Genomic DNA, 12,382 nt, shown 5'->3' with positions numbered 1-12,382 from the left:
TATTTAATTAAAATGGCATATCGTCATCATCCATTTCACTGAATCCATCCATAGGAACACCGAATTCATTGTCAGGTGATGAGAAATTATTGTTATTTCTGCTCATGCCGTCATTTTTAGAACCTAAAAATGTAACTTCTTCGGCAACAACTTCCGTAACATATCTTTTTGAGCCATCATTAGCATCATAACTTCTTGTTTGAATTCTACCAGCAACGGCTGTTTGTCTGCCCTTGCTTAAGTATTGTCCGCAAAGCTCTGCGGTTTTTCCCCATGCAACGATAGGGATGAAGTCTGTGCCTCTTTCTCCGTCTCTTGATTTAAATGTTCTATCAACTGCTAACGTAAATGTGCTAACACTTGAACCTGAAGATAAAACTCTTGTTTCAGGATCTCTTGTTAGACGACCGATTAATACTACTTTGTTTAGCATTTTATACTCCTAATTAATATCTTTTAACGATAATGTCTCTTAAGATATCTTCTGTAATTCTGAATGTATGATTTAATTCATCTAAGCAAGATTTTTCAGCTTCAAAATTAATTAATGTGTAATATGCATCACGATATTTGTTTTTAATTTTGTAAGCAAGTTTTCTCATGCCCCATTCTTCAACTTCTTCAACGTTTCCGCCGTTGTTTTTGATTACGTTTTGAATTCTTTCTATTATTCCTTTGATTTCTTCTTCAGTCATGTCAGGTCTAATAGCGAAAAGTGTTTCATATTTTTTCATATCTTTCACCTCCTTGTGGACTTATGGGGAAAACTTTTTGTTTTCCCAAGGATGCGACTTTTCGTCACAGTTCATTAATTATAGCATTATAAAAGGTTTTTTGTAAAGTTATTTTTTCAAAAAAATAAAAAAAGAGCAGATTATCTGCTCTTTTATTTTGTATAAACTTTTGAATCTATTGCATATTTTGTCACATACATAGTTTTTTCTTCATAAGCACTGTTTCTTTCTTCTACTGTAGGAGAAACTGTGTAGTCGCTTCCGTAAATCATTTTATGAAGATATTCTACATTTGATTTAAGTGTATCAAATACAAGACACCATGATCCATTTATTGTTGCTGATTTTACTATATTTTCATCAGTAAGGGATTGAGATTTTGGTCCTTCTTCGCTTTTAAAATATGCCATTAATATTGGCCACATATCATTTGGTTCAAGTGATGTTGTAATATAAGGAAGTACTGATTCCATCGCTTTTTTTTGTGTTAATAAGTCGCTGCTTTTAAGTTTTTCATATATTTTATTCATTACTATTCTTTGTCTTGCAGTTCTTTGGTAGTCTCCGTTTCCTGCGTATCTTATTCTACAATATGATAAAGCTTGTTTGCCGTCAAGAACTTGTTCTCCCGAAGTTGTAAGTTCTTTGGAAGGTTCTCCTCCAAGAAGTTTGTTATTTTCTCTTATAAATTTATTTAAGTTTTCTATTTCATCTTCTTTTACATCCAAAGTAATTCCGCCTAAAGCATCAACAATATCCGCAACTGCTTCGAAATTTACTTCAACATAATCAGTTATGTTTAAATCGAAATTTTCGTTTAATGTCTTAACTGTCATTAGTGGTCCGCCGTAAGAGTGCGCAGCATTGATTTTATCAAAGCCATAGTCTTGTCCATCTGTTTGTGCAATTTGAATATAGGAGTCTCTTAGTATTGATGTAAGAGAAATCTCGCCTGTTTTACTGTTTACAGAACATATCATCAAAGAGTCAGTTCTTCCACTTTCTTCACCTCTTGAATCGACACCGAATAAAGCATAGTTTTTAATATATTTACTTTGTGCACCATAATAATCTTCCACATAAGAAGAAATTCCTAGTTCTTCATTGCTTGTAGGGAAATCTACATTATTCATCTTAGCAAATATTTGATTTACTTGATAATATGCAAAAGCAGCACCTATTATTAAAAATACTAAAATGAAGATTGCTATTTTCTTAAGTCTTCTTCTCCATTTTTTTTGCGGTTTTTTTCTTCTTTTCCTTCTTTTTTGATCAACCGGGATTCTGTTTTTAGGATCGTTATTTCTATTGGTTGTTTTTCTTTGTTTTCTTTTGGGACGGCTTGGCCTTTTTTTGTTATGGCTTCTTTGTTCCTTATCTCTTATTTTTCTAAGTTCACCCAAAGCTTCGTTCTCATCAATTTTAATGATTTCCCCGTCAGCTCTTTTTACTACAATTTTACCCATTATAAACCTCAACTCATTATAAAATATTGTAAATATTCTAACGTAATAATATTACGAAAATATTATGACCTAATTAATTTTTTATTAAGAAAAAGGTTTCTCGAATTTAATATTTTAACAAAAAAATTGTTAATTACAATAATATAATAAATTTTTAATCATAATATAATAAAGTTTTTTATAAATATATTTATAATACATATTGTTTAAAATAATTTGTAAATAAATATCTAAAATTATATTTTTTTTAATTATATCATAAAAACTTATAATAGTATAATATTTATTGATTTAACCTTGATAATTGGGGAGTACTTGTTTAAAATACTATTATGGAATTATCTAAGAGAATAGAAAATAAAGTAAAACAATTTATCATTGATAACAATTTAATAAAGAAAAATGAAAGAGTAATGATTGCGTTGTCAGGTGGAAGTGATTCTGTCTGTCTTTTTCATATTTTAAATAAACTTAAATTATCTTTGTCTTTTGAACTTTTTGCTTTTCATTTGAATCATAATATTAGAAAAGAAGCTAAAGATGATGAAATGTTTGTCAGAAAATTATGTGATAATTATGGCGTAACATTATTTTTAAAGAGTGTAGATATTCCGAGTATTCAAAAGGAAGAGAATTTAGGACTTGAAGAATTAAGCAGAAATATTCGTTATAATTTAATAAATGAGATTTCTAGAGAAAATAAAATAGACAAAACCGCAACTGCACATCATTTGCTTGATCATAGCGAAAGCATTATTTTAAATATGGTAAGAGGAAGCGGTATAAGAGGACTTAGAGGTATTGGAGTAAAAAACGGTAATATAATAAGACCTATGCTTATTTTATCAAAAGATGAAATTCTTTCTTATATTGAAGATAATAAACTATCATATGTAACGGATAAAACGAATTTTGATACAGACTATAGCAGAAACAATATAAGGCATAATGTTTTACCACACTTAAAAGAAATAAACAATAAAGCCTTTATGCATTTTTTTGAGCTCTCTTTAGTTGCTGAAGAAATGGAAGAGCTTCTTAATGAGCTTAGCAGTAGTGTAGAAATTTATCACGATAACAATGTTGTTTATGTTTATGTAAATGAATTTGAAAAGTTAAATAGAGCCGTAAAAAAACAGGTATTGTTTAATATGTTAAGGTCAATAAAAGTTACAAAAGATATAAGCAGTAAACATGTTAATAAAATTATAGAACTTATACAAAAAAATAAAACTACATTTGATCTTAATATATCAAATGATATAGTTGTTAAGAGAAGATATGAAAAACTTTATTTTGAATATAAAATAAAAGAAAATAACATACAAAATGAAGATAAAAAAATAAATATTAAGGTTGATAATTTAGATAATTTTAAAGCACAAATAAATAATTACAAAATTAATTTAAAAAAAATTAAATTTTTAGAAAAAAATACTGAAGATAAATACGTTGATTATGATAAAATAAAAAATAACCTTATTATAAGAACAAGAAAAGAGGGAGATGTGTTTTATCCTTTTGGATTAGAGGGGAGTAAGAAATTAAAAAAATATTTCATAGATAAGAAAATTCCAAGAGAAAAAAGGGATGAAATTCCTCTTTTAGTTGACGGAGAAAATATAGTTGCGATAATAGGATATGAAGTAAGTGACAAATATAAGGCAGATAAAAATACAAAAAATATATTAAACATACATTATAATATTGAGAGGTAAAAAAATGAAAGAAGATATCAAAAAAGTTTTAATTACAGAAGAAGAAATTAAAGCAAAGGTAGAAGAGCTTGGAAAAGTTTTAACAGAAGATTATAAAGACAAAAACCCACTTGTAATTTGTGTTTTAAGAGGGGCTGTTATGTTTTTAAGTGATTTACTAAGAGAAATAGATACTTTTGTTGATATGGACTTTATGGCTGTATCAAGTTATGAAGGAACAAGTTCTTCAGGAGTTGTAAATATCGTAAAAGACTTAACAACAAACATTGAAGGAAGAGATATTCTTATAGTTGAAGATATTTTAGATACAGGAAGAACTTTGGATTACTTAATAAGAATTCTAAAAGAAAGAAAACCAAAGAGTATAAAAGTATGCTCTTTACTTATTAAAAAAGGAAGAGAAGAAATAAAAGTTCCTGTTGATTACTATGGATTCTATATCCCAAATGAATTTGTTGTAGGTTATGGACTTGACTACAACGATAAATACAGAAACTTAAAATATATCGGAATTTTAAAAGAAGAGATATATTCTTAAAAAGGGTTAATATCTGCTTAATTTATTGTTAATAATGAATAAGTATGATAAAATATAAAAATTAATTTAAAAGGAAAGGATTGGAGCAGAAAATTTGAACAATAAAAAATTTAGAACCATAATTATATATGTTGTGCTTATATTTGGCGTATATTTTCTTATAAGCATGGTCACAGGTTCTGTAAATCCTCTTTTAAATGCAAAAGTGGAAAAGGCTTCATACAGTAAGCTGGTTCAGAATTTAGAGGCTGATAACGTAAAAAGCATAACCATAAACAGAAATAAACAAAGTGCCGAAACTACATTAAAAAGCGGAGATACAATTTTAGTATCAAATGTTGCTTTATCTGAATTAGACAGTCTTTTGACAGACTATATCAAAGCAAATCCGGGAGAAATTGATGTTAATTATGAAATATCAAATTCAACAGGTTGGACCAATATTTTAATGGTTCTTGTATCTCTTGGATTAATGGGCTTTTTAATTTTTGTTTTCTTCTCTCAACAAGGTGGGGGCGGAAACAAAGTTATGTCTTTTGGTAAGAGTAAAGCAAAATTATATACAAAAAGCGATAAACAATATACATTTGATGATGTCGCAGGTGCAGATGAAGAAAAAGAAGAACTTGCAGAAGTTGTTGACTTTTTAAGATCACCAAAAAGGTACATTGATTTGGGAGCGAGAATTCCAAAAGGTGTTCTTCTTGTAGGACCTCCTGGAACAGGTAAAACATTACTTGCAAAAGCAACTGCAGGGGAAGCAAAAGTTCCGTTCTTTAGCATAAGCGGTTCTGATTTTGTTGAAATGTTTGTAGGTGTTGGTGCCAGCAGAGTAAGAGATTTATTTGAAACAGCAAAGAAAAATGCACCATGTATTGTATTCATAGACGAAATTGATGCCGTTGGACGTCATAGAGGTGCCGGACTTGGCGGTGGTAATGATGAAAGAGAACAAACTCTTAACCAACTATTGGTTGAAATGGACGGATTCTCAAATCAAGAAGGAATAATCATAATAGCAGCAACAAACAGAGCTGATATATTAGACCCTGCTATATTAAGACCGGGAAGATTTGACAGACAAATTCTTGTAGCCCCTCCTGATGTAAAAGGAAGAGAAGATATCTTAAAAGTTCATGCAAAAGGAAAACCATTAGAAGATGATATTGATTTAAGTATTATTGCAAAAAGTACTGCCGGATTTACAGGTGCAGATCTTGAAAATGTAATGAATGAAGCAAGTTTGCTTGCTGCAAGAAAAAGAGAAAAGAAAGTTTCTATGAAAGACATAGAAGAAGCTATAAAAAGAGTTATTGCAGGACCTGAAAAGAAAAGTAAGGTTATTACTGATGAAGATAAAAAAATTACAGCTGCGCATGAAGCTGGTCATGCAATAGTAATGAAGAGTCTTCCTCAATGTGATGAAGTAAGAGAAATTTCAATCATTCCAAGAGGAATGGCTGCAGGGTATACGATTTCGCTTCCTGACAATGATAATTCTCATATGCCAAAAGGTAAACTTCTTGATATGATTTGTGGTTTACTTGGTGGTAGAGCGGCAGAAGAAGTTATGCTTGATGATATTTGCACTGGTGCTTCAAATGATATTGAAAGAGCAAGTAAAATTGCAAGAAGCATGGTAACTGAATGGGGTATGTCAGATTTACTTGGACCTTTATGCTTAGGCAGCGGACAAGATGATGTATTTATTGGAAGAGACTTCTTAAGAAGTAAAAACTACGGAGAAGAAGTTGCGAGTGCAATAGATAAAGAAGTAAGAGACATTATAAACGAATGTCATGAAAAAGCTATTAATATTTTAGCTGAAAATAAAGATAAGCTTGAACTTATCACAAATGAATTAATCAAAAAAGAAACTCTAACCGGAGAAGAATTTGCAAGTTTATTTGAAACAGGGAAATATCCGGGAGAAGAAGAAAAAAACAATGAAGAAGAGGACAATATAAATGAATAAAGAATTAACTGTCGGATTAAAAAATGAAAGAGAAATGGTTGTAAAAGAAGAACATCTTGCATGTTCAAAAGGGAGCGGAGCCGCAAAGGTTTTTTCAACTCCTGATTTACTTTTACTTATGGAAGGAACTTGCTTTAAACTTGCAGAAGGATATCTGAGTGAAGAGGAATCGACTGTTGGAACTTTAGCAAACTTTAAACATCTTGCCGCAACACCACTTGGAATGAAAGTAAGATGTGAATGTGAGCTTATTGAAATTGACAGAAGAAGACTTGTATTTAAAGTTGAAGCTTTTGATGAAAAGGAGAAAGTCGGTGAAGGAATTCACGAAAGATTTATTATAAATAAAGAAAAATTTGAAGCTAAAGCTGAAAGTAAAAAATAAGAGATTGGATTTTCCAATCTCTTATTTTATTCATACATTTCTTCTCTTACTTTAACTACAATTATACTTACATCGTCTTTGAGTTTCCCAAGACTTCTTGCATAAGCTTCATTAAACAGTTCATCAGCAATCTTTTGAGGATTTCTATATTCCATGTTAAGGATTTTTCCTTTTATAAGTTCTCTATCGTTCATAAATGCTTCTAAAAAGCCGTCACTTACCATATAAATATAATCATTGTTTTTTAATTTTATGGTCTCTTTTGCTATATCTATATTTTCTATTATTCCTATTGGAAGAGCTTGGGCAGAAAGACTGGTTACTTCACCCTCTCTTTTTAAGTAGCTTTCAGTTGCTCCTGCTTTTATAAATTCTGCTTTTGCTGTAAATAAATCAAAAAGTATAATATCGAGTGTAGAAAAAACTTCTTTTTCTTCAAGAGATAAAATTGTATTTATGGTGTTTATACTGTCAATTTCTTCACTTTCACATCCGAGCATTTCTTCTAGAAGATTTAATACTCTTTCACTTTGCATATTGGCTTTTTCTCCCGTTCCCATACCGTCTGCAAGAGCGATTAAGTGTTTGTTTGTAGGAAGAATTATATTTGAGTAATTATCTCCACATTTATCTTTGTCGTTTCTTTTTCCTCTTTTAATTCCAACACTTAAAGAAAAAGGCATTCTTTCCGTAAAAGTATATTCAAAAGCTTCAAGAGAGGATTCAGTGAAAGAATCATAATCATACATGATATTTTTATTTAATATCTCACTTAGGAGTAAAGGTACTGTTATTCTGTATTCTTCAGAGGATAAACGTTTGCTTGTTTTAATGTATATTCTCATTTTTCCTTGAAAATCTTCCAAAACGACACTTTCTTTTGCTATAATTCCCATAGCAAAAAGGCTTTCTCTTATATTTTCTTCATCTTTTGAAAAGTAATTTAATCCTTTTTTTATGTTTGTATAAATATTGTCTAAAGTTTTATTTATACTTTTGAACTCTATTTTCATAAGTTCTTTGAATTTAGAAAGTTTATTTTTGTAATCTTTTTTTATTTTGAGATTGTCACATAAGTAAGATGCGCTTTTAAAAATAAAGAAGTTATATTTGCATTTGTTTACAAAACTTTTTGGTAAATCTTTTTTTGATGTTATTTTACCATTATATGTATCAAGTATTACTTGAGAAAAGTTTACAAAGGTTTCTTTTCCGTCTTCATTCCAACACTTAGCAAAGTTCTCACAGTTTGTGCATATATCGGCAGTTAGAACTTTGCAAATACTTTTTGTTATATTCTCATTTTTTTCTTCTTCCTCTAAGGTTATGTTATAACTTACTTCGTTTATCATATTTTTCTTATTTTCAATTTCTTCTTTTATTGTCTTTTTTATGGCACTATTAAATATATTTCCGTGAAAATCTTTTTGTTTTGTATTTACCAAATTTAAAATTTTTTGATTAAAAGATGTTGATACAATAAGAAATATAACACCTGCAATTAATACATCAAGTATTGGGATAGTAAACATAATACTTTTATTTACATAGCAAGAAAGAGTAAGAGTGGTGAATATAAATACCAAGGTGCTTATTCCTCTTGATAAATTTTTTGTCATTGAAGAGAATAAAGTAGCTAATGTAAAAATTAAAATTATGTCAGTACTGTATCCACCTTTTAGAGTAAGTAAAATACTTCCTATAAGTGAAAAACTAAGGCAAAGGCTTAATGAAAAGTAGGTAGATACAAAAAGCAACATGAAAGAGGTTATAATAAGAGCAATGGACACTGTAAATATTTTTATATCGCTTAATCCAAGTACTATTATTGAAAAAATAATAGATAGGCTTATTGCTTCAAAAGAGGAGAATTCTTTTTTTAAATCAAAATTTTCTATAAGATTATAAGAGGTATTAAAAACAAAAAATACCAATATTAAACTTAAACTTTCGATTAATGAATAAACGTTGTTAATCGGTGGGTTTTTAAAAATATAATTAACAAAGAAACCGCTTAACAAAGTAATAAGGGCACATATAACGGAATATGTGCTTTTATTTTCATTTACTATATAATTTTGATTTACTATAAGTATAAAGCAAAATGCAATAATTAACCTAAAAGCTAAGGATATATTTAAAGTGAAAGCCGTTAACACTGTCATAATAATTAAAGGTAAATTATTTAATTCCTTTTTATAAATTATAAAAGCACCAAATCCAAAAACAAATGGCAGTGTATAAGAAAAGAAAATACAAAAGCTGCTTAATATTGACATAACAAGCATAAAAACATTGCGATAAGTTAAAAATTTGTTTTCTTTTCTTTTATTTTTTAAATTTTCAGCGTATGTATTGTTGATTTTTAGTATACCTTCTCTACTTATCATATTAAAGCCTCCCATAAGTTATATAAAAATTATAAAAAGCCTCGTTGGTGAAATTTGATGAAAAAAAGAATAAAACTAAAAAAAATAAAAAACCCTTTAAGTATTTGTATTTAATTTGCTAATATTATATACTTACAGTGTAAATTAACTTAGAGGATAAAATCATGTTAGTAAATGGAAATGAAATAGAAATTTTAGCACCTGCTGGAAATTTTGAAAATTTAAAAACAGCAATATTAAGCGGTGCGGATAGTGTATATTTTGGACTTGGAAATTTTAATGCAAGAAGAAACGCGAAGAATTTTTCTACATTTGAAGAGGTAAAAGAAGCGGTTGATTTTTGCCATTTAAGAGGTAAAAAAGCTCATGTAACTTTAAATACTCTTGTTTATGATAATGAAATAGAAAAGTTAATCGAAGAAGTTGAAATGATTAATAAAGCCGGCTTTGATGCTATTATAGTTCAAGACCTTGGAGTAATAAATATATTAAAGCAAATATCTCATGTTCCTCTTCATGCTTCAACGCAGCTTAGCGTTCATAACGTAAGCGATGCGAAAAAACTAAAAGAAATGGGTTTTGACAGGGTTGTGTTATCAAGAGAATTATCTCTTGTGGAAATTCAAAGAATACTTGATGAAGTAGATATCGAAGTTGAAATTTTCATGCACGGTGCTTTATGCATGAGTGTTTCCGGACAGTGTTATTTTTCTTCCGCACTGGGAGAAAGAAGCGGAAACAGAGGTTTATGTGCAGGAGTATGCAGGCTTCCTTTTTATGTAAATGATAAAAATAGATATAATCTTTCTTTGAAAGACGTTTGTTATATAGACTATATTGATACTTTTGCAAAAATGGGTATTGCTTCTTTAAAAATAGAAGGAAGAATGAAAAGCAATGAGTACGTTAAAAGCGTTGTTTGTGCCGTTAAAGATAAAGTTGAAAAAGGATATTACAATAAAAAACAACTTGAAAATGTATTTTCAAGAAGCGGTTTTACCGATGGATATATAACAGGAAAAAGAAATGATATGTTTGGTATAAGAAGCGAAGAAGATAAATCTTATACTAAACAAATAAGTGAAGAAATTAAAAATATGGATATTGATGAAGAAAAAGTTAAAGTTAATGTGACTTATGACTTTTCTTTGGGTGAAAAAGCATATGTTAAAGTAACCGATGAAGAAGGGGTATCGGTAGAACAGTTTGGTCCTATAATAGAGCAGGCGAAAAATAAACCTACTTTAAAAGAAAATATAGAAAAGAATTTAAGTAAGTTTGGTGAAAGTATATATTACGTAGATAAAATGGATGGAAATACTGATTATAATATTTTTATTCCAGTATCAGCTATTAATGAAATGAGAAGAAATGCCATAAAAGAAATGGACAGTATAAGATTAAACAGGTTTAAAACTTATGATATAGATACGTTAAAGAAGATTAATAAGAAAGATATTGTAAGAGAACATAAAAATATTGCCGTATTAAGTAATATAAATTTATTAACAAATAAAGTTTTAAATTACTTTGATATTATCTTTGTTCCATTATTTCAAGTTAAAAATATATCTAAAGATGTAATAGAAAAGTATAGTGAAAAGCTTGGGGTAGAAATACCAAGAATTTATTTTGACAGGGAAGATAATATAGAATTAGTGCTTGATACTGCAAAAGAGATTGGAATAAACAAAGCATTATCTCATACCATAGGTAAAATATACTTAGCTGATGAAAGAGGATTTGATGTGTACAGTGGATTTGGCAGTAATATAACAAATTCATACAGTATAGATATACTTGAGAAAAATATTACAAATTTAAAGAATATTACTTTATCTTTTGAAAATACAGTAAATAATATAAATAAAATAAAAACAAATACTCCTTTATCTGTGATAGTTTACGGGTATTTACCTCTAATGACTGTAAGAAACTGCCCTGTTAATGAAGAAGTTGGATGTAAAAGCTGTAATAAAAACAAAAGCCTTACGGATAGAATGGGTAAAAAATTTAAAGTTAAATGTAACGGACAAACCAGTGAAATTTTTAACACATATCCCGTATGTATATTTGACAAATTAGATAAACTAAAGGATAATATTGATAGAGTATTCTTATTTACAAATGAGAATAGTAAAGAAGTTGATATTGTAATTGATAAATATTTACGAAAAGAAAGATTAGCAGAAAGTACTAAAGGTTGTTATTTTAGGAGGTTATTATAGGAGGTAATTATGGAAAAAGTTGATTTTCATATTCATACTAACGCATCTGACGGAAGTTGGGATAGCGAAGAAGCTGTAATAAATATAAAAAAGGCAGGAGTTAAATACTGTGCTATATCGGATCATGACAGTATCTCAAACGTTAAATTAGCAGAATATCTTGCAAAACAAGAAGGAATAAATTTAATCAGAGCAACTGAAATATGCTCAAAGTCTTATGATAAAGAAGTTCATATTTTAGGTTATGATATTGATATAGATGATATAGATCTTACTTATACAATGACAAGAACAAAAAGAGTAAGACAAAACAGAGATACAAGAATAATAAATTGGTGCGCAAAGAGGTATGATAATGTAAGTTTGGAAGAATACAATATATATAAAATGCAGGAAATGGCAGGTCTTCCAATCATGAATTATCTTGCTGAGAAAAACGTGTGTAAGGGAATAGAACCTTTTAATGCAATTAAAGCTCAGGTTCCCGTCCCAAAAGAGGAAGATTTGTTATCTTCAGAAGAAATTATTGCAGCAATTAAAAAGGCCGGAGGTGTTGCTGTTCTTGCTCATCCATCATATTATTTCCCGGGAAATGTAATGCCAAAGGATATGCTTGAAAACTATCTTTCAATGGGAATTGATGGTATTGAGTGTTACAGCACTTATAATCCTTTAAAGGAACAAAATGAATATTATTTTGATTTTTGTAAAAAGCATGATTTAATAGTAAGTGGAGGCTCCGATTGTCACGGAAGTGTTTACACAACAAGATTTGTAGGAACTCCTACGGTAGATTTATCACAAACAAACTTACTTTCAAGAACAAGAAACTATGCAAAATTGCAGTCTAACCCATGTTTTTAGTTGGTTTTTAGCTATTAGTCTTTATTTTTAAAGTAAATTTTAGTATAATACTAAAGCTAAAGTAAAAAGAATTTAAAGGATGAA

10 protein-coding genes are annotated in these 12,382 nt (G+C 29.0%); 6 read left to right on the top strand and 4 right to left on the bottom strand.

Annotation, left to right across the window (positions count from 1 at the left end; all coding sequences use genetic code 11):
- Positions 1–7 precede the first annotated feature (7 nt).
- From ACTQYZ_RS00580 to ACTQYZ_RS00570, 3 genes are all read right to left on the bottom strand, one after another.
- Complete coding sequence (locus ACTQYZ_RS00580; RefSeq protein WP_138267979.1) at positions 8–433, bottom strand: single-stranded DNA-binding protein; 426 nt, start codon at positions 431–433, stop codon at positions 8–10.
- A gap of 13 nt (positions 434–446) precedes the next feature.
- Positions 447–734, bottom strand: coding sequence for a 30S ribosomal protein S6 (gene rpsF / locus ACTQYZ_RS00575; RefSeq protein ID WP_441021416.1), 288 nt, complete (start codon positions 732–734; stop codon positions 447–449).
- 152 nt (positions 735–886) lie between these two features.
- Positions 887–2,200, bottom strand: coding sequence for an LCP family protein (locus ACTQYZ_RS00570; RefSeq protein ID WP_441415816.1), 1,314 nt, complete (start codon positions 2,198–2,200; stop codon positions 887–889).
- 332 nt (positions 2,201–2,532) lie between these two features.
- Here ACTQYZ_RS00570 and tilS point away from each other — a divergent pair, with 332 nt between their 5' ends.
- The 4 genes from tilS (at position 2,533) to ACTQYZ_RS00550 (ending at position 6,816) form a co-directional block, all read left to right on the top strand.
- Positions 2,533–3,918 (top strand): tRNA lysidine(34) synthetase TilS, encoded by a 1,386-nt coding sequence (gene tilS, locus ACTQYZ_RS00565; protein WP_441021327.1) that lies wholly within the window; start codon positions 2,533–2,535, stop codon positions 3,916–3,918.
- Between the two features lie 4 nt (positions 3,919–3,922).
- Positions 3,923–4,456, top strand: coding sequence for a hypoxanthine phosphoribosyltransferase (hpt, locus tag ACTQYZ_RS00560; protein ID WP_329382593.1), 534 nt, complete (start codon positions 3,923–3,925; stop codon positions 4,454–4,456).
- Positions 4,457–4,550: 94 nt separating this feature from the next.
- Positions 4,551–6,431 (top strand): ATP-dependent zinc metalloprotease FtsH, encoded by a 1,881-nt coding sequence (gene ftsH, locus ACTQYZ_RS00555; RefSeq protein WP_441021328.1) that lies wholly within the window; start codon positions 4,551–4,553, stop codon positions 6,429–6,431.
- Positions 6,424–6,816: a thioesterase family protein gene (locus tag ACTQYZ_RS00550; protein WP_441021330.1), complete on the top strand. Its 393-nt coding sequence runs from the start codon at positions 6,424–6,426 to the stop codon at positions 6,814–6,816. Before ftsH ends, ACTQYZ_RS00550 begins: the two co-directional genes overlap by 8 nt.
- Before the next feature lie 26 nt (positions 6,817–6,842).
- On the opposite strand, the gene ACTQYZ_RS00545 is transcribed toward ACTQYZ_RS00550, so the two are convergent.
- On the bottom strand, positions 6,843–9,206 hold the full coding sequence (locus ACTQYZ_RS00545; RefSeq protein WP_441021331.1) for a SpoIIE family protein phosphatase: 2,364 nt from the start codon (positions 9,204–9,206) through the stop codon (positions 6,843–6,845).
- Positions 9,207–9,370: 164 nt separating this feature from the next.
- Here ACTQYZ_RS00545 and ACTQYZ_RS00540 point away from each other — a divergent pair, with 164 nt between their 5' ends.
- On the top strand, positions 9,371–11,434 hold the full coding sequence (locus tag ACTQYZ_RS00540) for a DUF3656 domain-containing U32 family peptidase (RefSeq protein ID WP_441021332.1): 2,064 nt from the start codon (positions 9,371–9,373) through the stop codon (positions 11,432–11,434).
- 9 nt (positions 11,435–11,443) lie between these two features.
- A complete protein-coding gene (locus tag ACTQYZ_RS00535; RefSeq protein ID WP_441021333.1) occupies positions 11,444–12,298 on the top strand; it encodes a PHP domain-containing protein in 855 nt (284 codons plus the stop codon).
- Positions 12,299–12,382 lie beyond the last annotated feature (84 nt).

The organism is Anaerofustis sp. LCP19S3_F7 (genome assembly GCF_052119445.1).
GTDB classification, from domain to species: domain Bacteria; phylum Bacillota; class Clostridia; order Eubacteriales; family Anaerofustaceae; genus Anaerofustis; species Anaerofustis butyriciformans.
Note: the sequence above shows the minus strand (reverse complement) of the source record. Positions and strands in the feature narration are given on the sequence as shown.